Origin of the sequence: Rhodoluna sp., assembly GCF_049276775.1 — a bacterium.
Classification (GTDB): domain Bacteria; phylum Actinomycetota; class Actinomycetes; order Actinomycetales; family Microbacteriaceae; genus Rhodoluna.
In genome coordinates, this window is sequence record NZ_JBASXC010000078.1 from 16359 (window position 1) to 38919 (window position 22561).

21 protein-coding genes and 1 tRNA gene are annotated in these 22561 nt (G+C 50.9%); 7 read left to right on the top strand and 15 right to left on the bottom strand.

The window, feature by feature from the left end:
* Positions 1–8 precede the first annotated feature (8 nt).
* The 3 genes from WAO31_RS05155 to WAO31_RS05165 form a co-directional block, all read right to left on the bottom strand.
* Complete coding sequence (locus WAO31_RS05155) at positions 9–1385, bottom strand: TrkH family potassium uptake protein (protein WP_509591071.1); 1377 nt, start codon at positions 1383–1385, stop codon at positions 9–11.
* 67 nt (positions 1386–1452) lie between these two features.
* Positions 1453–2385, bottom strand: coding sequence for an oxygenase MpaB family protein (locus WAO31_RS05160; RefSeq protein WP_509591074.1), 933 nt, complete (start codon positions 2383–2385; stop codon positions 1453–1455).
* A gap of 61 nt (positions 2386–2446) precedes the next feature.
* Positions 2447–3172 carry a GntR family transcriptional regulator gene (locus WAO31_RS05165; RefSeq protein ID WP_509591076.1) on the bottom strand — a complete coding sequence of 242 codons (726 nt, stop codon included), beginning with the start codon at positions 3170–3172 and terminating at the stop codon, positions 2447–2449.
* Positions 3173–3305: 133 nt separating this feature from the next.
* Between WAO31_RS05165 and WAO31_RS05170 the strand changes: the two genes are divergently transcribed.
* The 4 genes from WAO31_RS05170 to WAO31_RS05185 all read left to right on the top strand — a co-directional run bounded on the left by WAO31_RS05170 (position 3306) and on the right by WAO31_RS05185 (position 6987).
* Entirely contained in the window at positions 3306–4556 is a 1251-nt protein-coding gene (locus tag WAO31_RS05170) for an alpha-hydroxy acid oxidase (protein WP_509591078.1), read from the top strand.
* 5 nt (positions 4557–4561) lie between these two features.
* Positions 4562–5563, top strand: a complete 1002-nt coding sequence (locus WAO31_RS05175; protein WP_509591080.1) for an acetamidase/formamidase family protein — start codon at positions 4562–4564, stop codon at positions 5561–5563.
* 61 nt (positions 5564–5624) lie between these two features.
* Entirely contained in the window at positions 5625–6206 is a 582-nt protein-coding gene (locus WAO31_RS05180) for an acetate uptake transporter (protein ID WP_509591083.1), read from the top strand.
* A gap of 19 nt (positions 6207–6225) precedes the next feature.
* The gene (locus WAO31_RS05185) at positions 6226–6987 is read left to right on the top strand and encodes an SDR family NAD(P)-dependent oxidoreductase (RefSeq protein ID WP_509591085.1); all 762 of its coding nucleotides are present in this window, start codon (positions 6226–6228) and stop codon (positions 6985–6987) included.
* 55 nt (positions 6988–7042) lie between these two features.
* Here WAO31_RS05185 and WAO31_RS05190 read toward each other — a convergent pair whose 3' ends face one another.
* Together WAO31_RS05190 and WAO31_RS05195 are read right to left on the bottom strand one after the other, a co-directional pair.
* Positions 7043–8005 carry a bile acid:sodium symporter family protein gene (locus WAO31_RS05190; protein WP_509591088.1) on the bottom strand — a complete coding sequence of 321 codons (963 nt, stop codon included), beginning with the start codon at positions 8003–8005 and terminating at the stop codon, positions 7043–7045.
* Positions 8006–8007: 2 nt separating this feature from the next.
* Positions 8008–9669, bottom strand: coding sequence for an AMP-binding protein (locus tag WAO31_RS05195; RefSeq protein ID WP_509591090.1), 1662 nt, complete (start codon positions 9667–9669; stop codon positions 8008–8010).
* A 428-nt stretch (positions 9670–10097) separates the two neighbouring features.
* On the opposite strand from WAO31_RS05195, the gene WAO31_RS05200 reads away from it, so the two are divergent.
* Positions 10098–11519, top strand: coding sequence for a hypothetical protein (locus WAO31_RS05200; protein ID WP_509591092.1), 1422 nt, complete (start codon positions 10098–10100; stop codon positions 11517–11519).
* Positions 11520–11532: 13 nt separating this feature from the next.
* On the opposite strand, the gene WAO31_RS05205 is transcribed toward WAO31_RS05200, so the two are convergent.
* A tRNA-Thr gene (locus tag WAO31_RS05205) sits at positions 11533–11605 on the bottom strand.
* A gap of 90 nt (positions 11606–11695) precedes the next feature.
* Here WAO31_RS05205 and WAO31_RS05210 point away from each other — a divergent pair.
* Positions 11696–12067 carry a hypothetical protein gene (locus tag WAO31_RS05210; protein ID WP_509591095.1) on the top strand — a complete coding sequence of 124 codons (372 nt, stop codon included), beginning with the start codon at positions 11696–11698 and terminating at the stop codon, positions 12065–12067.
* A gap of 67 nt (positions 12068–12134) precedes the next feature.
* On the opposite strand, the gene WAO31_RS05215 is transcribed toward WAO31_RS05210, so the two are convergent.
* From WAO31_RS05215 to WAO31_RS05255, 9 genes are all read right to left on the bottom strand, one after another.
* On the bottom strand, positions 12135–13664 hold the full coding sequence (locus WAO31_RS05215) for an alpha/beta hydrolase (protein ID WP_509591097.1): 1530 nt from the start codon (positions 13662–13664) through the stop codon (positions 12135–12137).
* A complete protein-coding gene (locus WAO31_RS05220; RefSeq protein WP_509591100.1) occupies positions 13661–14821 on the bottom strand; it encodes a DNA polymerase III subunit delta' in 1161 nt (386 codons plus the stop codon). Before WAO31_RS05220 ends, WAO31_RS05215 begins: the two co-directional genes overlap by 4 nt.
* Complete coding sequence (tmk, locus tag WAO31_RS05225) at positions 14818–15453, bottom strand: dTMP kinase (RefSeq protein WP_509591115.1); 636 nt, start codon at positions 15451–15453, stop codon at positions 14818–14820. Before tmk ends, WAO31_RS05220 begins: the two co-directional genes overlap by 4 nt.
* An 8-nt stretch (positions 15454–15461) precedes the next feature.
* Entirely contained in the window at positions 15462–18164 is a 2703-nt protein-coding gene (topA, locus tag WAO31_RS05230) for a type I DNA topoisomerase (RefSeq protein WP_509591102.1), read from the bottom strand.
* 20 nt (positions 18165–18184) lie between these two features.
* Positions 18185–18322, bottom strand: coding sequence for a hypothetical protein (locus tag WAO31_RS05235; protein ID WP_509591104.1), 138 nt, complete (start codon positions 18320–18322; stop codon positions 18185–18187).
* A gap of 188 nt (positions 18323–18510) precedes the next feature.
* Positions 18511–18858 carry a TadE/TadG family type IV pilus assembly protein gene (locus WAO31_RS05240; protein ID WP_509591106.1) on the bottom strand — a complete coding sequence of 116 codons (348 nt, stop codon included), beginning with the start codon at positions 18856–18858 and terminating at the stop codon, positions 18511–18513.
* Positions 18845–19009, bottom strand: coding sequence for a DUF4244 domain-containing protein (locus WAO31_RS05245; protein ID WP_509591108.1), 165 nt, complete (start codon positions 19007–19009; stop codon positions 18845–18847). Before WAO31_RS05245 ends, WAO31_RS05240 begins: the two co-directional genes overlap by 14 nt.
* Before the next feature lie 13 nt (positions 19010–19022).
* Positions 19023–19820, bottom strand: coding sequence for a type II secretion system F family protein (locus WAO31_RS05250; protein ID WP_509591110.1), 798 nt, complete (start codon positions 19818–19820; stop codon positions 19023–19025).
* Positions 19817–20746 carry an ATPase, T2SS/T4P/T4SS family gene (locus WAO31_RS05255; RefSeq protein ID WP_509591111.1) on the bottom strand — a complete coding sequence of 310 codons (930 nt, stop codon included), beginning with the start codon at positions 20744–20746 and terminating at the stop codon, positions 19817–19819. Before WAO31_RS05255 ends, WAO31_RS05250 begins: the two co-directional genes overlap by 4 nt.
* A gap of 235 nt (positions 20747–20981) precedes the next feature.
* Here WAO31_RS05255 and acs point away from each other — a divergent pair.
* The coding region (gene acs / locus WAO31_RS05260; protein WP_509591113.1) for an acetate--CoA ligase at positions 20982–22561 on the top strand (1580 nt) is incomplete at its 3' end.

A 22561-nucleotide genomic window follows, 5' to 3' on the forward strand; every position in this document is an offset into this window, starting at 1 on the left:
CCAGCAGATTAGCCAATTAGGGGCCTTTCCTTAGGGAACTCGTAGTGACGCTTGGTCTTTCGAAGTGCCAAGGAGGTGGCGACAACAATCGGTCCGAGTCGGCCAAAAAGCATAAGGAGTGATAACAAGAATTTAGCGTGTTCGGGAAGATCCGGCGTGATTCCTGTCGAGAGCCCCACGGTTCCAGCTGCCGAAATAACTTCAAAAATCAATTCATCTAGCGAGAAATTTGTTGTGATGCGAAGCAAGAAAATAGCTCCAATCACCACGAAGATGTAAAGGGTCACGATGGTCAGAGCCTGACGCTGCATCGATCTTGGCAATCGACGGTTTCCGACATTCACCGCAGCGTCACCGCGAATCTCGGTGTAAACGATGTAGAGAAGTACAACTGCAGTACCGATCTTGATACCACCGGCGGTGGATGCACTTGCTCCCCCGATAAACATCAAGATATCTATTCCCAGCCAGGTGCTGGCATACATCGCGCCGGTCTCAATTAGGTTAAGCCCGGTAGATCTTGGCATTGAAGATGTGAAGATACTCGCCATGACTTTTTGAGCTGGATCGAGTACTCCCAGAGTCCCCGGGTTATTCCATTCTGAGATTGCGATTCCGACAGCACCAACTATTAACAGAAATAAGCTCGCCCACAAAATAATCCTCGAGTTCAGTGACCACTGCGCGGGCATCGTGTAATCCACCTTTCGCCTTAACAGTTTGAAAACCCTGAGCTTTAGTCGGTCACGGATCTCGGCCATAACTGGGAAACCAAAGCCAGCAAGGGTTGAAATCAAGAAAACGGGAGCGATAATCCAGCCGTCATTGGCAAAGCCCATAAGGCTGTCTGTGTAGAGGGAAAAACCCGCTTGATTAAATGCCGAGATTGCGTGGAATCCACCGTGCGCCAACGCTTTCTCAAACGAGTACCCATACTCTGAAAAGAATCGAACGGTCAAAAATAGGAATAGCACAAGCTGGAAAAACAACATCAGCTTCGCAATGTTCTTTAGAAGGGTCTTGATATCCGACTGCTTGGTTGCCGAGGATTCCGAGGTGGCCGAGATTCGGTTCTTCAGCGATACCCGACCTTCGATCAAGTAGCCGACCAGGGTCGCAAAGCCGATGATTCCAAATCCACCAATTTGAATCAAAAGAGCCAAAATCACGTGGCCGGTTGTTGACCAGTGGGTTTCCGAATCGAGTGTGGTTAGTCCCGTAACCGTTACGGCCGAGGTAGAAGTGAAAAGAGCATCGAAGAAGTTTGTGATTGTTCCAGCCTTGGATGCGGCTGGCAACATGAGTAAGAAGGTCCCCAGAAGAATCAGAGCTGTAAAGGCTGCTGCAATTAGCTGCGTTGCAGACAGCCTGGATAGTTTTGGCATTTCAAATAAAAGCATACTCCTGAGATCAATTACCAAAAGGGGTAATACTTTCTTTCCCAGTAGCTATTTAGGCTAAAACGCCAATCTTTTTGAGCCTTGCGATCGAAGCATCTTCAATAGGTGACTCCGGCCCAATCGCGATGCGCATCAGCCTGAGGATGGAGCGAGTCAATGGCTGAATAAACCAACGGGGCTTTGCCCTTAGTCCAAGTAGAGTTCGAAACTCAGGCCTAAGGGAAACAACCGCCGCGTCAAAAAGTAATCCGTAGATGGGCTTGGAAATCGCTGGAAGTGGTGGATTCTTAATAAACTCCACCACCTTTTCAGTATCCGGAGTTGAAACTAAAAGGCCGGCGCTAAACAGAGCAGAAATTTCACTATCTAACTCAATGGAATTCATCGGGCACTTTTCTAAGCCTAGAGGCGCAACCGAAATGCTCCACTGCGCGATGTAATTATCTGCTCCGGTTTCGGCTAATCCCTTTGGGATTTCTCTAGAGGAATACATCTGATGAGAAACCAGAAACGATTCCATAAATGCAATGTGAACCCAAAGCAGTAAGTCTTTATCCGCAGCTTTGTAGGGAACCTTTTCACCGGTGCCCTTGGTGTATTCACCCTTAACGTGATCGTGCAATCTGTTCACTCGGGATGCCTCATTGGCCACCGCAGTCTTAGAGCCAAAAGTTGTCACCGTAAGCCATCTGATTGTTCCGGCCAAGCGACCAAGCGCATCGGATTCATACCTCGAGTGATTCTTTACTCCGGTCAAAGACCCCGGGTGAAGAGCCTGCATCAGAAGAGCCCTTATCCCACCAACCAAGGTTCCAAAATCAGCGTGGACCACCCATGGGGCATCAGAGGGAACAAAGTAACCGGGCTCTTCCCCCTCGGCCACCACGCCGAGCCATGGGGGCACACCTTTTGGGTCCCCGGAGAGTAGCTTTCTAAACCGGCGGGATAAATACTCCTGCAGGGCGTTGTTTTTCCTCGACGACACTTAAAAAATCTCCTCTAATAAAGAGTCAAACACATAAAACGAGGGGGAAATAACTAAATGGCTACTTCTGAATTAGCTTGCTGGTTGGCACTTTAGAAATGGAGCGAGTCTCATTGAGCTTGGGCATCCCCTCAATAAATCCAAGGTAGGCAGAATTCAAATGGGCTCTCATCGCCTCTTCGGCTCCGGCTGGATCTGCATTAGCAATTGCCTTGGCGATACGTTTGTGCTGGGCCAGGCTAGATTTCCAGTCCCAGTCCTCTCGAAACATTCTGAATAGATGTAGGTGACAGTGCGATTGCTCAAAGGCCTGAATAACGGTTTGGTTTTCCGTTGAGAGCAAGATGGCCCTGTGGAATTTACTGTCGTGCCCAATCATGGCGTGCTGAATTGAGTCAGAGGTTGAGTCAAAAGCTTTAATTTCTCGATCCAGTTCTTTGGCTGGATTCTGAAGCCGGTTTGATGCGGCGGTCCTTGCGGCCCAGGGCTCAATCAGCAATCGAAGCTCAAACAAATCACGCACTCCCTGCGCGTCCAAAACAGGTGTCGTTGCATACCCCTTATTTGAGGTAGCAACCAATAGGTTGTCGCCCTGTAAAAGCCTCAGGGCTTCTCTAACCGGAGTAGCCGAGACGCCAAGCTCTTTGGAGATTTGCTCGATGTTGATTTTGGTGGACGGCGGAATGGAGTGTTCGAGAATTTGCCGACGAAGCCCCTCATAGACATCGCCTGTCGAGGACCGGCTGGAAGCATTTTGAATTTTTGTTGGTACTTTTTTTGCCGCCACGAAAGCCCCCTTCCCTGATCTATCTCAACGCTCTTAACTCTATCCAGCCCATCGCCCTGGCTAAATTTTGCCCCTTGCGCAAGTGCCTCAATAATGTAGGATAACGGATAACTCTATAGATTTGGAGATCGATGTGATTCAAAGAAGATTCCCTCGACCTAAAGACCTGGCTCCTCTAATGCGCTTTAAGCGCTTCGAGCCAAACGCTAAGAAGAGGCGGTTAGATAGAGCCCTAACAATTAACGATCTTCGAGACATCGCAAAGCGTCGAACTCCGCAAGCACCTTTCGACTACACCGACGGTGCCGCCGAGCAAGAGCTCTCCATATCAAGAGCTCGCAGGGCATTTGAAAACATCGAGTTTCACCCGAACATCCTCAGAAATGTCTCTAAGGTAGACACTTCGAGTCAGGTCTTAGGTGGCCCAAGTGCATTTCCGCTCAGCATTGCGCCGACTGGATTCACCCGCATGATGCACACCGAGGGTGAACTAGCCGGAGCACAAGCTGCAGCAGAATTTGGAATCCCCTTTACTCTTTCCACAATGGGAACGGCATCCATCGAGCAGGTCGCAGCGGTTGAACCGCTTGGCAGGCGCTGGTTCCAGCTATATCTTTGGACCGACAGAGATCAGTCCATGGAACTTATTCGCAGGGCGCGCACAACCGGCTACGACACCTTATTTGTGACTGTGGATGTTCCGGTCGCCGGAGCGAGGCTTCGCGACAAAAGAAATGGAATGTCCATCCCACCGGCTCTAACCATAAAAACAATAACCAACGCGATTCCAAGACCGGAGTGGTGGTTTAACTTCATAACAACCCCACCACTGGAATTTGCTTCCCTAAACAACTGGGGAGGAACAGTCGGTGAGCTAATCGACAAGATGTTTGACCCAACCGTGACCTTTGAAGATCTCAAGTGGATACGAAACGAGTGGCCCGGGAAGCTTGTCATCAAGGGGGTTCAGTCCATTGAGGACGCGGTGGCCCTGACCAAATTGGGTGTGGACGGAATTGTTTTGTCCAACCACGGTGGGCGTCAGCTAGACCGTGCCCCGATCCCTTTCCACCTTCTCCCTAAGGTTCATAAAGAGGTTGGCAAAGACATCGAGCTGATGATTGACACCGGCATCATGTCCGGTGCTGACGTAGTAGCGGCAGTGGCAATGGGCGCAAAATCAACCATGATTGGCCGCGCCTACCTATACGGCCTAATGGCCGGCGGCCATGCGGGAGTTGTTCGAGCCCTAGAAATCTTGACCGGAGAAATCAAAAGGACCATGCAGCTACTCGGGGTCTCAGACCTCTCGGAGCTCAGCCCTAGTCACGTCACGCAACTTCACGAACTTGGTCCAATCAGTGCATCGTCAACAGGAAGGTAACCCAAATGGAAGAAATCAGCTTCAAGCCAGAACGTTCTGACTACACATACACCTTCGGTGGTGCTAAGCCGGTGATGACCATCAAACCCGGAACCCTCATGAGGCTCTGGTCCGAAGATGCCTTCAACTTTGCTCTTACCACGGTGGATGACATGCCTAGTCAAAAAATCGACATTAGATATGTAAACCCACAGACCGGACCTTTCTATGTTGAGGGTGCCGAACCCGGTGACACTCTGGTCCTTCACATCGTTGACCTGACTCCGGCTCGAAGCTTTGGAGTTTCATCAACAATTCCATTCTTTGGAGGTCTTTCCGCTACCGATCGAACTGCGATGTTACACGAGGCTCTTCCGGAAGCAACCTGGATCTACCACGTTGACACCGCCAGAAACCAAGTTGGCTTCCAGGCTCGCTTTGGAGATATGGAGATTGCACTTCCTATCGAAACCATGCTCGGAACAGTTGGAGTTGCTCCCCCGGCTGGAGAAGTTCGAACCAGCCTGGTACCCGAGCGCTTCGGCGGAAACATGGACACCCCGGAGATGAAGGTTGGGACAACTGTTTACCTCGGGGTAAACGTTGAGGGCGCACTTTTGTCAATCGGAGATGGCCACTACCGCCAGGGCGAGGGTGAATCCTGCGGTACCGCAGTGGAAGGGGCCATGGACTCCGTCATCATGGTCGAGCTCATTAAGGGCAATGCTCCGCTTTGGCCAAGGCTTGAAAACGATGACTACTGGATGGTGGTCGGATCTTCCAGACCTATGGAGGATGCCTGGAGAATCGGTCAAGTTGAAATGGTTCGCTGGCTAAGTGAGCTACTGGGAATCCACTACATGGATGCCTACCAGCTGGTGACCCAAACATCACTTTCCCCAATCGCGAACGCGGTAGACACCAACTACTCGGTTGTCACCAAGATTCCAAAGAAGCTCATGCCGAAGAGCAGTGCCTACGAAGGCATCCACGAAAGACTCCGCGAACTGGCCAAATCGGTCAAGTAAGCGGCGAAACAAGAGGAAAGCAAAAGCTTTTCTTCTCTCTTGGACAAGGAGGTCCAAACAAATGGAAAAAACAGCTAACCCCGCAGTACTGGGATTGCTTGGATATGGAATGACAACTGTTTTGCTGAGTCTTGCAAACAGCGGAATCATTCCGTTTGACGGGATGATTATCGCCATGGCTCTATTCTTCGGAGGTGCCGCTCAGACGCTTGTTGCTTCAATGCTCTTCAAGCTGGGTGACACATTCGGAGTTGTAGCCTTTGGTGGTTATTCATTCCTTTGGCTATCGTTCGGACTCATCAACCTGGGTGCATTTATCGAGTGGTGGACCGTCTCTAGTGCAGCAATTGGTTTCTACCTAATCATCTGGATGATTTTCACCATCTTCTTGGTGTTCGCGTCCATGGTTGCGCCAAGGGTTCTAACCATCATCCTGATGCTGACAGTGGTGCTTCTTGGATCACTTGCAATCGGAAACCTGACTGGAAACGCAGCCCTGGTCACATTCGGTGGATACGAAGGTATCTTGACCGGTGGACTAGCAATGTACATGGCGTTTGCCGTTCTGCTTAACGAGATGTGGGGCAAGCAGGTGCTTCCGCTAGGTACACCATTCCGCTCGGCAAGTAATGCCAACGCATAATAAAAAATAGGAGTAATCAATGGATCTAGGAATCAAAGGCAAAGTAGCAATTGTCACCGGTGGCACCAAAGGTATCGGCCGCGCAATTGTTGAAGAGTTTGCCAACGAAGGTACCAACGTTGCGTTCTGCGCTAGAAACGCCGACGAGGTAGCAGAGACCGAAAAGTCCCTGACTGCCAAGGGCGTCAAGGCAAAGGGAACTGCCCTTGATGTTGGAGACGCCAAGGCACTTCGTGCCTGGGTAGATGAAACAGCCAAGGAATTCGGTGGCATTGACATGGCGGTTGCCAACGTCAGCGCTTTGGCAATTCCCGACGAGGACGAGAACTGGGACACTTCCTATCGCGTTGACATGATGGGAACCGTGAACCTGTGCAAGGCAGTAATTCCTCACCTGGAAAAAAGCAAGATAAAGTCCCTGCTTGCAATCTCGAGCGTTTCCGGTCGCGAGGCAGACTTTGCCTCGGGTCCATACGGAACCTTCAAGACAGCAATCATCGGATACATGGCAGGGCTTGCCCTCTCACTTGCTGAGAAGGGGATTCGCTCAAACACCGTGTCACCCGGAAACACTTACTTCCCAGGTGGAGTTTGGCAGTCAATCGAGGGCGGAAACCCCGACCTATTCAAGTTTGCGATGGGCCTAAACCCAACCGGACGAATGGGAACCGCTGAGGAAATCGCCGCTGGAGTCGTTTTTGTCTCCAGTGCTGTTGCCTCAAGAATCAGCGGATCAAACCTTGTGATCGACGGAGCTCTAACAAGAGGTATCCAGTTCTAAACAAGAAATAAGAAATGGCCGGCGGTTAATCCGCCGGCCATTATCTTTTTAATCTCTAGAGCAGGTTCGGAATCTTCTGCTCCTCCGCCACGTTTGCCCTTCTGAACCAGAGGGTAACAATGGTGGAAAGAATCACGATAAACAACGAGTAGAGCGCTGGGATCAGAAGGATCTCATCCAGTCCCGGGTTGTCGATGTAAACGGCAACGATAACCGCAATAGCCAAGGGGCCGTTCTGAATACCGGTTTCCAAAGAAACGGTACGAACGTTCATCGGGTGAAGTCGTATAGCCTTGGCGGCCCAATAGGCCACCGTCATTCCGACAGCTCCCAAACCGATTGCGACGACGTAGGTTGGCCACTCAGTTGTAAGAAGGAGCTGCCAGTTTCTAGGCACCCAAATCGCGATAAGGAACGGAATAAATAGCAGTCCAAAGACTCCGCCGATTAGCTCAAGCACTGAACCCGCATTGGAGCTTAGGCGACGCACCAACATACCAAGGCCCACCGGAACAATTAATCCGAAGATAACGGTCACAAGCTCTCCGATGGGAACATCTAGTGATGAATCAAGTCCCACTAGGCGAGAGTAGAAAACCAGCACTAGTGGAGTCATGACGAAAGCCCAGAGGGTGGAGTTGACAGTCATTGTCACGCTCAAAGCCAGGTTTCCCTTTGAGAAGTAGGTGAACAGGTTCGATGTCGTTCCTGCAGGAACGCTGCCCATAATGAGTGCACCCAAGGCAATAAAGGCAACGCCCGGTGGTGGATCGAACTGGAACAAAACAAATGTGACAAGCAGGAAGGCGGTGAGCGGCATTATTCCAAACTGCGTCACCCAACCAATGATCAGTCCCCAAGGTCTGCGAAGTGCCAAACCAAAGTCCTTAGGGGTCAATCCAGCCCCCAGTCCGAACATGATGATCAGAATGAAGATTCGAAGCAGCGTTTGCTCAAACTCGTTTACGACGGTAGCTTGATTGGCTACTTCCTCGGCGAGAATCATAATTGAATTCATGGTTATGCACCCTTCTTGTTTGAGCCAGCCTTGGATCCAGACGAGACAGCACCGGCACGAAGCTCGCGACGAAGTATCTTTCCGATTGGGCTCTTTGGTAGCTCATCGACAAACATGATGCCGTGAGGTATTTTGTATGCCGCCAGGTTCTCGCGGCAGTGTGCAATGATTTGCTCGGCGGTTGGCGCCGGAACTGATGCAACAACGTAGGCCTGGACTTTCTCTCCGGACTTCTCATCGGGAACTCCAATGACGCCGACCTCGAGAACTCCAGGTACTGCAGCAATCTGTTCTTCGACTTCATTCGGGTAAACGTTGAATCCGCTGACCAAAATCATGTCCTTCTTCCGATCAACGATTGTGAAGTACCCGTCGGCATCCATCTGAGCGACGTCACCGGTATAGAACCATCCATCTTTCATGGCTGCTGCGGTCTCTTCTGGACGCTGCCAGTAACCGAGCATGATCTGAGGTCCACGGGCGATAATCTCTCCGGGTTCCCCTACCTTTACTTCCTTACCTTTGGCATCCACACACTTGACCTCTGTTGAGGGAACAGGGATGCCGATAGACCCGTCTTTTGCTAGGCCCGTAAGAGGGTTGAAGGTGATTACAGGAGAAGACTCAGTCAAACCGTAGCCCTCAACAATTGGAGTGCCGGTCATTTCACGCCAGCGCTCAGCAACCGATGCCTGTAAGGCCATTCCTCCAGCTGCTGATGCGCGAAGGTGCTTTGGCGGGGAGTCTTGGAACCAGCGCTCGTTCAAAAGGGCATTGAACAGGGTGTTCACGCCCGTAAGCCAAGTGATTTTGTAGTTATCAAAGGCTCGACGAAGGTTGCTGGGCGGACGTGGAGTAGGAATGAGAATGTTTCTTGCTCCAATGTGGAAAAAAGCCACCAGGTTAATTGTGAAGGCGAAGATGTGATACATCGGTAGAGCGGTCAAAACAATTTCTTTTCCGGCTCTCATCCCGGTTCCCGCATGAGAAATCATCTGAAGTGTATTGGTCACCAGGTTGCCGTGGGACAACATTGCTCCCTTTGAAACACCCGTTGTTCCACCGGTGTACTGGAGTGCGGCAACGGTGTCTGAGGTGACACCTTTGAGGTAAGACGCTGCCGCCGAATCGTTTCGAGCTTTTTTACCCTGAGCAAGTGCGTCTTGGAACCAAGTGTGTGGAACCTTAATTTTTGGAAGGGTCCTGCTCCAGTAGCGCTGGGTGACCCGAATAACTCCGTGCACTACTGCAGGGAAAAACTCCGAAATCTTGACAGTCACCACGGTCTTGATCTTGGTCTTTGGCAGCACCTCTGGCAAGCGGTCTGCAAACATGTCGCTGACTATGAGAGCGACTGCTCCGGAGTCAGAAAACTGGTGAATCATTTCTGGCGCGGTGTAAAGAGGGTTGGTGTTGACAAGCACAAGTCCTGCCTTGAAAACTCCAAATGCAACAATCGGGTAGGCCAAGCAGTTTGGCATTTGAACGGCAACGCGGTCACCTTGCTTCAAACCAACTATCTCTCGAAGGTAGGCTGCGAAGTTGTCTGAGTGAGAGTCAATCTGTGCGTAAGTTAGAGAACCGTTCATGCCATTTGCCATTACTTGGGTAAAGGCTTTGGTTTTGGAGTACTGACCCACCGCCACCTCTATCAGTTCAGCCATGTTGGCAAATGGGACTTTGGCTAGCTCTGGGCTGACCTCACTTGGATAGTGCTTTGTCCAGGGGTTCGGTGTCATCTTCGACCTTCCGCTTGGTTAATCCACCTCCAGCGAACAGGCCGACGGTGGTTGGTTCGAATCATCATAACAATAGCCGGCGGTCAACGAAGTGGGGGCGTTTGGCCTAGATGCCCACCCAGTAGGGAGCCACCTAGGAGAATTAGATTTTCTACCTTGGACCCTTGAGCTTTGAGCCTTGAGGGCACCAAACGTTTGCTCATCCAGATCTGCAAATCGACCCGACTTTGGGCCCATGAATTGCTTCTCATGGGTACAGGGCCGCCCCAAAAGAAATTTTGTCAACATCCAAAATTAGCCATACGCTTCCAAGTCCCCACTCTTGGGATTATTATGATGCCCAAGGGAATTTAATGAAAAAACTTCTTGTACTCGCATCGGCCTTGTCACTCGTAATCACCTTCGGAGTGCACCCTAACGCATCACTTGCTGCGGAAACTGGTGCCGAAGTCTGCAAGTTGACGGATGGGCAACCAGAATTTCTGAGGGGATTACCCAGAGGAACTGTTGTTAATGGTCAAACTGCTCGCGCCGCCGTTGGCTTCCCATTTGATAGCGGTCGATTTCCTGTCCGAGGTAGTGCGAACCTAATCGCCGTCATGGTCACTTTTAAGGACACAAAGAAGTTTGTCGACTCACCCAGGAAGTTTCTTGGCCCCCAAACAAAAAAGATTCGAGACTGGAGCAAGTTTTGGTCTCAAGGCAAGTTCACCTACGAGTTCCAAATTATTGAAAATTGGATTGAGCTACCAATAAATTCTTCGGAAGCTCCTTCGGATGACAAGCTTCTCGCAGCGATGATTCTTGAGAGATTCCCTAAGGATGTGGATTTCTCTAATGTGGATGGCACATTTATTTACTGGGCTCCGGGAATTGACGGAGGCAAAAAGCACGACTTTGGGCTCAGGGTAGGAAGTAATGAGCAGAGTTTTCTCCCAAACGAACAACGTCCAGGTTTGATTTGGGCTCCAAGTCAGTACCACTACGAAAATTCCGGTGGGCGAAATGGCCTTAAGTACAAAACTAAGCGCAAGTACACATGGGCTTATTGGGTTCATGAGCTTCTTCATGAGCAGGGGCTAAATCTTCATGCACCAGGAAATGGTTGGGCCACAGGCGTAGGGCAAAATCAATATCCAAACCCCGGAATGGGGGGCGCTTTTTCAGCCGCAATGACTGGATGGGAAAGCTTTTTGATTGGATGGCTGAACGACAGTCAGGTTTTCTGTGTGGACGCAACGGCTCCGGGTACCAATTTTCAGGTAAATCTGACGCCTCTGGAAATTTATGGAGGTAAGAAAAAGGTTGCGGTTGTCAAGCTTTCGGACACAAAAGCGCTTGTCGTTGAATCCAGAAGGCCAACCGGATACACAGAGAAGTGGAAGACGAGCAGTAAGGGCGTGTTTGTTTATCTAATTGATGTTGCAACAGGAGAAATCGACGATCACAGTCCAAACGATTGTGGAAACGATCCAGCTTTTACCAAATGGGCGTATTACCTCTTTCCAGATGGAAAAAAATATCCCAATTCCTACTGTGGATCTTTTGATCCTGCATTAGTCAAAAAGGGCCAGAGTGTCACATACAGGAACTTAAAAATCAGCGTGACAAATACTCAAGCGCGCTTTGATCGAATACAGATAGCCAAGACCTCAAGAAAGCCTGTTTCCAGATCCGAGTTGCTAATAGCTCATCTTCCCGGAATCACCCGAAAGGCCACTTTGTACAGCGCATGCTCGTGCTGCGGCTGCTCACCAACACCAGACTTCAACTGACAAAGGTAATCGGAGCCACCTAGGAGAATCGAACTCCTGACCTGCTCTTTACGAGGGAGCTGCTCTACCAACTGAGCTAAGGTGGCCAATCGCCTAATTTCCCTAAAGTTTATCGCCGACCTATGGCGAGCAGATAGGTAGCCTAGAAGTTAGGACCCAAGAAACGGAGTTAGACCATGAACGAGCTAAATCTGATTCAGCTTTGGAACAAATTGCGCAACCAGGTGATTTTTTCCCAGCTCGCCCCCACATTTCTACTGATTGTCACAATTGCACTGCTAAATGACGGACTTGCCAACACAACACTGGAAATAAGGCTCGCAACCCTTGGAATCTTGCTAGCTTCTGGAATCTTTGGGTATTTAGCTCAGTATTCAGCTGCGACTGAAGCAAGGGCTCTATTGGCAGAAATTAGAAGCCTAAAGACTAAGTCAAAACTCTCAGCACAGCTTCTAAAGTTCTCAAACTGGCTCGATGTAATTCGCTATGTCACTCCAACAATTTTTGTCGCAATTTATGTATTCTTAGGAATTGCTCTTCTGTTTTAGATTGACAGAAAAGATAAACCCCGCCCTACGGCGGGGTTTATCTTTTAAGTTCATGATTGAAAAACAACTAGCAGTTGGGGTCGCTCTCGGGTAACTCACCGGTTAGAAAGAAATTATCAACCGGGTTGTCAACGCAGGTCACCTGCTGTCCGTAGATGGTGTGGCCCTCGCCGTTATAGGTCAACAAGAATGCATCGCTCAAAATACTCCCCGCTAGAGCCTGAGCCTGAGGGTAAGGGGTTGCCGGATCTCCGGTAGTTCCAATTACCAAGATTGTTGGTGCGCCTTCGGCGCTGTATGAAACAGGAGACTGCTTGACATCAAATGGCCAATTTTCACAACGCAATGCACCGTATTGCCAGTAGCGACCAAGAGTCGGCGCCGCCTCAAGCAAAGCTGCGTTTTGCCGTTTCATACTGAAGATGTTTGTGCTGGAGCGTGCATCTAGACAGTTGATTGCATAGTTGGCAGCAATCAAATTCGTACCGTATTTTCCGTCTTCGTTTCGGTCGTTGTACTGATCAGCCAAAATCAGGAACATATCTCCCTGGCCATCATTTAGCGCCTTATCAAAAGCGGTTGCAAGATACGGCCAGAAGCTCTCAGAATAAAGGGGCATAATCAGGCCGGTGACCGCAGCCCAGATCGTTAGGTCCCGACCAGACTCTGTTGGTAAAGCAGTGGTCTCTAAAGAAGTAAAGAACTTGCCTATAGTTTCTAGGTTGTCTTCGACCGATCCAGTGAACGGGCAATCCTTAAACTGCTCGCACTCTTCCAGGAACGCTCGAAGGCTCGCTTCGAAGGCTTCGATTTGAATCAGAGTCTGCTGCTCGTCTGAAACGGTCGGGTCGATAGCACCATCCAAGACAAATCGGCCCACCCGATCTGGAAATAGTGTTGCGAAGGTGGTTCCTAGAAAAGAGCCGTAGGAGTAGCCAAGGAAGCTCAGCTTTTCCTCTCCGAGCACTGCGCGAATTATGTCCATGTCCTTGGCGGCTGAAACAGTGTCAACGTGGCCAAGTAGTTCCCCGGTGTTCTCGAGGCACTTGCTACTAAAGTCTTTGATTGCACTTCTGGCGGCTGCAATATCCTCATCGCTACCGAGTTCAAAGCCTGTAACTCCGTACAAAAACTCGTCATACTCGCTATCGGTTAGGCACTTAACAGCTGAGCTTCTTCCAACTCCCCTGGGGTCAAATCCCAGCAGATTAAAATTCTCTCGGAGTTTTTTGGTGCCCAAAAACTGACTTGATTCCTTAACCCAGTCATATCCTGACGACCCCGGTCCCCCGGGGTTGAAAAGAATAAACCCCGAGTTATTCTTCTTGTCCGCTGCGCGATAAACAGTTGCGATGGTTATTGGTTCACTGTTCCCATCGTCCCAGTTCAGCGGCACTTGAATGTCGGCACAAAATAACTGCTCTCCGCAAGATTCAAATTCCACACTCTGGTTATAAAAACTTTCGAAACCAGCCGGGGCCGGGCTAGCAACCGGTGTAATTGGCTCAGGGGCCCCGGAGTCGGATGCCGCCGCGCATCCTGACAACACCAGGGCCGAAACGGCTAAGACGGATATCAGGCCAAACCGGTAATTCATGGTTTCCTTCTGAGTTGAATTGCCAGCGATTCCAACACCATCAAATCTCTTACATTTGCGCCAATTCGAACCCTGGCCAAAGCCATAGCCTCCAGCTTTGAGATGGTGTTGGTTGAGGTGGTCGATGACGCGAGCTCCTGCATTTGATTTTTTAAATCTTGATTGACAAGCTCCGCCCCCGCACCCAACTGAAGAGTTAGGACATCTCTATAGAGAGACATTAGATCCACCAGGATTCGGTCGATGCCATCTCGAAGGCTCCTGGTCGCCCTACGCTTTTGTGCTTCCTCGAGTGCTTTGATGTCTGAACGTAGCCCCGGTGGAACAGTCCCCCCCTCGGGGATTCCCAAAGTTGCGAGCAGGTCAGCTCGCTCTTGACCATCGCGCTCTATGGTTATTGCCTCGGCATCTTTCTTGGCAAGCTCGAGCCAGCGCTCGGCCGTTGCCATAGCTTTGGGAATTGAATCGATCTGCATTGAGCTCAAGAGCGTCTCTTTGCGCCTAGCCCTCGCATCCGAGCTGGTAGCCAAACGAAGAGCCATGCCGATGTGTCCCTGCGCTTCAGCTGCAACCTGCATTGCGAGCGAGCGTTCAATCCCGTCCCGAGCAACCAGCAAATCAGCGACGGTCTGAGTAGAGGGCTGCTTTAGGGCAACCCTTCTTACTCTGGAGCGAATGGTTGGCAGCATGTCTGCCTCACTAGGAGCACAAAGCAACCAGACTGTTCCAGCCGGTGGTTCTTCCAGTGCCTTCAGTAAAACGTTTGAGGACCGCTCGCTCATCCGGTCAGCATCTTCGATAATCATGATCTGATGTTTTCCAACCGATCCACCAAAGTGCGAAGAAGTAACCAACTGCCTGACTTCTTCAATTGAGATAATTACCTTTTCGGTTGCCAAAACTGAAACGTCCGGATGACTACCGGACATAACCATCCGACAGCTCTTGCACTGCCCGCAACCTGCATCTCCACAAAGGAGCGCAGCCGCAAATGCGGCTGCGGCATTTGATCTTCCAGATCCTGGAGGGCCGGTTAGTAGCCAGGCGTGCTGCAGTCCCGCATCCTTATTTGAAACCGCTTGACGAAGCTGCGAGATAGCCTCGGGCTGACCCAAAAGCTCAGACCAAATCGGCTCGAAATCTAGGACCGTGTTCACAGCCCCTTGCTCTCCAAGACCTCATCGAGTCTTGATTGAATTTTGCTCCATATTTGCTCCGGTGCCTGATTGGCATCCACGACAAAAAATCTCTTTGGTTCATTTTTGGCAAGCTCAAGGTAAGAGTTTCTGGCAGCCTCAAAAAATTCAATCTTTTCTCGCTCTAGCCGATCTGGTTCTTCACCGGTTTGACCGCGACGCTTCGATGCAAGCTCGGCGTCGAGATCTAAAAGTACGGTTAGGTCGGGTAGTAGATTATTGACCGCCCACAGCGAAAGATTTCTCACCTCGGTCAGATCAAGTTCACGACCAGCACCCTGGTAGGCAACCGATGAGTCTAGGAATCTATCGGTGATAACAACCTGGCCAGCTTTCAGGGCTGGAGCAATTTTGCTCGAGGCGTGATGGGCTCTATCGGCTGCATATAGAAGCGCCTCGGATCGAGCCGAAACCTCACCCTTGCGGTGCAATAAAAGATGTCTGATCTCGGTGCCAAGCTCAGTTCCGCCCGGCTCAATGGTTCGAACCACGCTAAGCCCTTTACCCGTTAGGTATTTTTCCATTAGGTCAGCCTGGGTTGACTTGCCAACCCCATCAATTCCCTCAAAGGAGATAAAGAGTCCGCCGCTAATGGCCAAAGTTACTTCTTCTTTCTTGTAGCGCCAGCCTTCACAGTCTTTTTAGGAGCTGCTACCTTCTTTGAAGCTCGTCCCGCCTTGGGAGCAGCCTGTCCTGGCTCAAGTCCAAGTTTCTCACGCCTAATGGCCAAAAGTTCAAATGCCTGGTCGGGGCTTAGCTCATCGAGCTTCTCATCCTTGGGGATGGTGGCGTTGATGGCTCCGTCGGTGACGTAGTCACCGAACTGACCAGTCTTGGCAACTACGGCCAAACCGCTGGCCGGGTCTTCCCCGAACTCACGAAGCGGGGTGGCGGCTGTTCTTCGCCCTCCATACTTTGGCTGCTTATAGATCTCGACAGCTTCCTCAAGGGTCAGCGAGAAAATCTGGTCTTCGGTTGTCAAAGATCTCGAGTCGGTGCCCTTCTTCAAGTAAGGGCCAAACTTTCCATTTTGAGCTGTGATCGGGTTCTCGGTCTCTGGATCAATTCCAATTGTTCGAGGAAGAGATAGCAGCATGACGGCCTGTTCAAAATCAAAAGTATCTGGAGACATTGACTTAAACAGCGAGGCTGTCTTGGGCTTCTCAGCGTTTGGATCCTCCAGCAATACGTAGGGGCCGAATCTTCCGTCCTTGAACAAGATGTCGTATCCGGTCTCTGGGTCTTGGCCCAAAACGCGGTCAGTGATAATTGGCGCATCGATTAGCTCCTGAGCCTTTTCAACGGTTAGCTCATCTGGGGCAAGGCCTTCTGGGATGTTAACAATGCGGCGCCCGTTCTCATCGGCACCTTCGCTACCTGGTTCAACCATGGTCTCGATGTAAGGGCCGTACTTGCCAGTTCGAAGTGTGATGTTCTCGGCTAGGAAGATTGAGTTCACGGCCTTCGGGTCGTGCTCACCAACGTTTTGAACTGTATCGTGCAGACCGTCCTCGTCATCGGTTCCGAAGTAAAACTTCTTTAACCAGTCGCTCCGGTTCAATTCACCGGCTGCAATCTGGTCGAGGTTTTCTTCCATCTGAGCCGTGAAGGCATAGTCAACAAGCTTCACAAAGTTCTCTTCCAAGAACCTGGTGACGGTGAAGGCAATCCACTCCGGAACCAGTGCCTGGCCACGCTTTACGACGTATCCCTTGTTGATGATGGTAGACAAAATGGCCGCGTAGGTCGAAGGTCTTCCGATCCCGTCTTCTTCCAGGGCCTTCACCAGCGATGCCTCGGTGTATCTCGGCGGCGGCAAAGTGGCGTGGTCTTTGGCCGTAACCTCAACAACTGATAGCTCCTGGCCAACCGTCATGTTTGGAAGCTTGGATTCCTTATCGTTATCTTCCTCTTGCTCACGGGAAGCGTCCTGACCCTCCTCGTAGGCGGCAAGGAATCCCTTGAAAAGCACCACCGTTCCAGAGGCTGAGAATTCGGCGGTTTTATTGCCTTCCAGGGGCCCCGCTGAAATCTTGGCCGTGGTGGTTGAGACCTTGGCGTCACTCATTTGAGAGGCCATTGTTCTTTTCCAAATCAACTCGTAAAGATCTTTCGAACGCGACGACATACTCATCGGCAAATCCTTCGGGTGCAAGAAAGTTTCTCCAGCTGGGCGGATAGCCTCGTGAGCCTCTTGAGCGTTTTTATTTTTCCCGGTGTAAACACGTGGGGCATCTGGAACTGAATCTTTTCCAAACATTTCAATCGCGAGGTTTCTTGCGGCCTGGATGGCCTGGGTGGATAGAACCGGTGAATCGGTACGCATATATGTAATGTGTCCGTCTTGGTAGAGGCTCTGAGCAGTGTCCATGGTCTGCTTTGCAGACATGCGAAGTTTTCTAGACGCTTCCTGCTGAAGAGTTGAGGTGGTAAAAGGAGCAGCCGGTCTTCTGGTTGAAGGCTTTGATTCAACCGATTCAACCTTCACCTTTATGTCGTTGCTTCGCATCGATAAGGCGAGTTGTTCGGCTGTTGCTTCATCAAGAAGCAGCACACCATCTTTTATTTCACCTTTGTCGTTGAACGATTCACCTGAAGCAATTCTTTTTCCGTCAATTGAGAGCAGCTTGGCTTCGAAGTCTTGCTCTTTTCCAACGTTGGTGGTGAAAAGAGCTTTGACGTCAAAATAGCTAGCCGAGACAAAAGCCATGCGCTCACGCTCACGCTCAACAACCAATCTCATTGCTGGCGACTGCACGCGTCCCGCGCTAAGACCGCGGTTGATCTTGCGCCATAGAACCGGTGAAACTTCGTAACCGTAAAGACGGTCAACCACTCTTCTGGTTTCCTGAGCTTGAACCAGATTCTGGTCAACATCTCTGGTTTTTTCTAGAGCTTCCTGGATGGCCTGTTTGGTGATTTCGTGGAACACCATTCGCTTGACCGGGACCTTGGGCTTTAGCACCTGAAGCAGGTGCCAGGCGATAGCCTCTCCCTCGCGGTCCTCATCAGTTGCGAGGTAAAGCTCGTCGGCCTCAGTGAGGGCTTTTTTCAGCTCCGAGACGGTCTTGGATTTGCCAGCTGAAATGGCGTAGTAAGGCTCAAAGTCATTTTCGATGTCGATTGAGAACTTGGCCAGGGAGCCCTTTTTCTTCTTTTCCTCAGGAGGCAAGTTCTTGGGTTCGATGAGGTCTCTGATATGCCCGATCGAGGCCATAACCGTGTAGTCATCACCCAGATACTTAGCGATGGTCTTCGCCTTGGCTGGCGACTCAACTATCACTAACTTGTTGGTGCCTGGCATCTATCTCCTAGAGTTTTTATCTAACTTGGTCCCGCTCGGGCTTGCGCTTCATGCACAACCCCCATTAGTTCCAAGCTGGTCTCGATAAAGACCTCGAATCCGACAATACGACATCGTTCCAAAACAAGCTGGATATTCATCGCGATATCTTTTGCCACAATACACGGATAACCCGAGGATACGCCCCGAAGTGCATCGCTTGCCGCCAGTGCAATCGTCTCTGTCGTAGCTTGAAGCCTTGTATTTACTAGTAAATGCGTGGAATAGAAACTCCCAGCTGAAAATATTCCGAGAACTAAAATTAAAAGGCCAAGTGCCAAAATTGTTCCGACTCCGGCGTCGTGTCTTATCGACCTTGGGCTCTTGCGCACTGCGTCTCAATCAAATCCAAACCCATCTCATCAAAATCTAAAAGCTCGACACCGCTCTTCAAAATCACGCAAACTAAACCGTCTTCTTCGAAAAATTCAAACACGATTTGCTCGCCGAGCTCACTCACCAGCTGTTCAACTAGAGCTATCGGCTCCTCTCGCGCAATCGCGCGAGCAATCTCGGAGGCCGCCGATACCAGTTGCATACGCTGCAGCTGAATACTCATGGCACCCACGACAAAGGCAATCACCAGCAATACCGCTGGGAGGGTCAGTACCAGTTCGGCGGTGACGGTACCGGATTCTTTTTTAGCTGCCGCCAAGACTCAGGGCCGATCGGATCAGATCAAACAAGATTCCCTTGACCTCGTCGCTTCTCATGATCACTACCAAAAGGCCAGCAAACCCAACCGCCGCCATGGTCGCAATTGCGTATTCGGCGGTTGCCGCTCCCTTTTCGCTTTTCCACTTCATTTTTTACCTTTCTTTATGCGCCTCGAATAAGCCCAATTCCAACCGGGACAACCGCCAAGAAAACGAAGGCCGGGAGGGCTGCTAACCCGAGCGGCAAAAGTAGGGAAATCGAAAGCCTGGCCAAATCGTTGCGGCGCCTGTTCCAGAGCCGGTGTCTGAGAGCATCGGCCCTAGCTGACAAGATTCCGGTGAGCGCGATACCGGACTGCTCGGAAACGGCTACTGCACCCCAGAAAGCGCTTTGCTGCTCGGAGGACACTTCTTCGCTCAAGTTTGCAACTGCTTGCCTCATGGCCAATGCGGCAGCAGATTTCGGTGAGAGCCCAGCCGATAGGCCTATCACGACCGCATCCAAAAAAGCACCCGGATCAGCTTCTCGAGGTTTAGCTTTTCCAAGCATCCGAAGAGAAACGACTCTTGCGATTATTAGTAGCACAAGTCCCACCCCAACAGCCAAAGCCCCGAGAGAAGTTTCAAAAGAAGAAGAAAGCGCCGATAGCCCAAGAAGTTCTGCGAACAAAACAGCGACAAGCGGTAGGAGCAAAATTAGATTCGCGGTCGCCCTAGGAGATGCGAAGGCGAGCTTGAGCTCAGAGTTTTGCTTTTGCTGGGCATCAAAAACTTCGGCCAGTCGATCTAGACTTAGCGCGAGGTTGCCGCCGGATTCACGTGCCACCTCCCAGATAAACCTGAACTGGTTTTTTTGAAACTCACTCAAGCTTTGTTCTTGAAACACTTTTATTGCACTGTTGGTTGTCGCACCTGATCTAAGAAGGGCCGCTAGCTCGAGAACTGCAAGATACGCGCTCATGCCAGAGCCAACTTCCGGATGCGCAAAATCGGATCCACCCAAAGTTCATTCTCACGAAGCGAGAATCTTCCGATACCGGACACTTTTCTTGTGCCGCCGCTTGCGGCGAGTGCAATTACGTAATCAAAAGCCGAAGGCACCAACCTCGAGAGGGCTCTAGTGCCAAGGCCCTGGGAGCTAGCAATTGAGATCAAGCGCTCTGGGACATGCTCAAGGGAGTTTGCGTGCAGGGTGGTGGCTCCACGGTGTCCGGTGTTTAGGGCCTGCAGCATGGAAATAAGTTCCCTGCCCCTTACCTCACCGATACAGATTCGATCGGGCCGCATTCGAAGGGCTTGCCTAACTAAATCATCGAGGGTTATCTCACCTTGTCCCTCAATATTTTTGGGCTTTGTTTGTAAACAAATTATGTTTGGGCCCGTGAGCTCAGTCACATCCTCGACGGCAATGACCCGCTCACTGCAGACCGCGAGCATCGATCTAAGCAGAGTCGTCTTGCCGGTGCCGGTGGCACCGGTAATCAGCACGCTCTGTCCCGAGGCGGCAATCTCTTGGATTAGCTCTTTTTGTGCGGGGTTTGCAAAATCTGCCGAAAGCAATTGCTCGAGAGGCGTTGACTTCGTTGAGTGCAGTCGAATAGAGATTAACGTTTTATCGCTGCAGGCCGATTTCAAAACGGCGTGGACTCTAAGTCCCCCGGGCAAGCTCACATCGGCAAACGGGTTGGCCTGATCCAGTCTTCTGCCACCAACTTCAATTAGTTGTCTGGCAAGAGTTGCAACCTCTTCCTCGCTGAAGCTCAATTGGTCTAAGGCGCTAAGTCCAGATCCAAGATCCGCAGCCACCAGCTGAGCGCTCAGGCAGATGTCGGTGGTGTTGGGATTATCAATTAGCTCAAGAAGGGCTTTGGGTATTTGGGTTTCCACGAAGCCAACACTGAATCAATTTGGGCCCGATTTGGGGCCCGTAGCCAAACCTGTGGAGAAAATAAGGGGGCGGCAGGTTTTGGGGAAAACCTGCCGCCTAACGATAGAGATTGGGGGAATCTAACTATCGCAAGTCAAGAAATAAATCCTGACTTAGTTATTGTAAGCACAAGCGAACATTACGGCCCGTCTGGTTATGCCATTATTGCCAAGTAACAACAAGAAAGGACGGGAGATGTCTGAAGAAACTGGAATCGAAAATCTGATGCACGAAACTAGGAGATTTCCCCCGACTCCAGAGTTTACGGCCCAGGCGATTGCGGGCCCAGAGCTGTACCAGCAAGCCTCCGATGATCGCCTGGCCTTTTGGGCAAAACAGGCCAATGAGCTGCACTGGCACAAACCCTTCACGAAGACTTTAGACTTTTCCAACGCTCCCTTCGCAACCTGGTTCGAGGACGGTGAGCTAAACGTTTGCTACAACGCCCTCGATCGGCACGTACTAGCAGGTCGCGGCGACAAGGTGGCAATTTACTTCGAGGGTGAAAACGGTGACACCACCACATACACTTACCAAGAATTGCTAACCGAAGTCAAAAAAGCAGCAAACGCGTTTGCTTCCTTGGGCTTAGTTTCTGGTGACCGGGTTGCTATTTACATGCCGATGGTTCCAGAAGCAGTTATTGCAATGCTCGCAACCGTTCGCCTAGGAGCAATTCACTCAGTGATATTCGGGGGCTTCTCAGCTGAATCACTACGCAGTCGAATCAACGACGCCGAGGCCAAGCTAATCATCACCGCAGACGGTGGATACAGAAAAGGTAAAGTCTCGGCTCTGAAGCCTGCTGTTGATGACGCCATCGCCGATGGCGCCTGCCCGAGTGTCACTTCAGTTGTGGTTCTAAAGCGCGGCGGCAACGAAGTTGGTTGGAGCGAAGGTTTCGATCACTGGTGGTCCGATGTTGTGGATAGCGCATCAACCGAGCACGAAGCGGAAAGTTTTGGAGCAGAACACCCGCTGTTTATCTTGTATACCTCGGGCACAACCGGAAAACCAAAGGGGATCCTGCACACCTCTGGTGGCTACCTAACCCAAGCGACCTTCACGCACAAGAACGTTTTTGACATTCACCCAGAGACTGACATCTACTGGTGCACGGCAGATGTAGGTTGGATTACCGGCCACACCTACGTGGTCTATGGACCACTAGCAAACGGTGTTAGCCAGGTTATCTACGAAGGAACCCCAGATACCCCAGATTGGGGACGCTGGTGGAAGATCATTGAAAAGTACAAAGTGACCGTCTTGTACACAGCACCAACGGCCATCCGCACCTTCATGAAGTTAGGTCGCGAGATTCCAGATAAGTACGACCTGAGTTCAATTCGAGTTCTGGGCTCAGTTGGAGAGCCGATCAACCCCGAGGCCTGGATCTGGTATCGCGACGTGATTGGTTCCAATAAGGCGCCGATTGTTGACACCTGGTGGCAGACCGAAACCGGTGCCATCATGATTTCCCCGCTTCCTGGAATCACCTCCTCAAAGCCGGGCTCGGCTATGAGGACTCTGCCGGGAATCACGATGGAAATCATCGATGACGCAGGTAAGAAGGTGACAAACGGCGGCGGCTACCTAACAATCACCGAACCCTGGCCTTCAATGCTCAGGGGTATCTGGGGCGATAACGAACGCTATAAAGAGGTGTACTGGTCGCAATACACCGACCGCTATTTCGCAGGCGATGGCGCCAAACTCGACGAGGACGGCGACGTCTGGATTTTGGGTCGTGTCGACGACGTCATGAACGTTTCAGG

Excerpts from the sequence above, each read along its gene's own strand:
- WAO31_RS05175 (WP_509591080.1), top strand. The coding sequence starts at position 4,562 with ATGGAAGAAATCAGCTTCAAGCCAGAACGTTCTGACTACACATACACC.
- WAO31_RS05200 (WP_509591092.1), top strand. The coding sequence starts at position 10,098 with ATGAAAAAACTTCTTGTACTCGCATCGGCCTTGTCACTCGTAATCACC.
- WAO31_RS05195 (WP_509591090.1), bottom strand. The coding sequence starts at position 9,669 with ATGGCTGAACTGATAGAGGTGGCGGTGGGTCAGTACTCCAAAACCAAA.
- WAO31_RS05210 (WP_509591095.1), top strand. The coding sequence starts at position 11,696 with ATGAACGAGCTAAATCTGATTCAGCTTTGGAACAAATTGCGCAACCAG.
- WAO31_RS05185 (WP_509591085.1), top strand. The coding sequence starts at position 6,226 with ATGGATCTAGGAATCAAAGGCAAAGTAGCAATTGTCACCGGTGGCACC.
- WAO31_RS05180 (WP_509591083.1), top strand. The coding sequence starts at position 5,625 with ATGGAAAAAACAGCTAACCCCGCAGTACTGGGATTGCTTGGATATGGA.
- WAO31_RS05190 (WP_509591088.1), bottom strand. The coding sequence starts at position 8,005 with ATGAATTCAATTATGATTCTCGCCGAGGAAGTAGCCAATCAAGCTACC.
- WAO31_RS05250 (WP_509591110.1), bottom strand. The coding sequence starts at position 19,820 with ATGAGCGCGTATCTTGCAGTTCTCGAGCTAGCGGCCCTTCTTAGATCA.
- WAO31_RS05245 (WP_509591108.1), bottom strand. The coding sequence starts at position 19,009 with ATGAAGTGGAAAAGCGAAAAGGGAGCGGCAACCGCCGAATACGCAATT.
- WAO31_RS05155 (WP_509591071.1), bottom strand. The coding sequence starts at position 1,385 with ATGCCAAAACTATCCAGGCTGTCTGCAACGCAGCTAATTGCAGCAGCC.
- topA (WP_509591102.1), bottom strand. The coding sequence starts at position 18,164 with ATGCCAGGCACCAACAAGTTAGTGATAGTTGAGTCGCCAGCCAAGGCG.
- WAO31_RS05215 (WP_509591097.1), bottom strand. The coding sequence starts at position 13,664 with ATGAATTACCGGTTTGGCCTGATATCCGTCTTAGCCGTTTCGGCCCTG.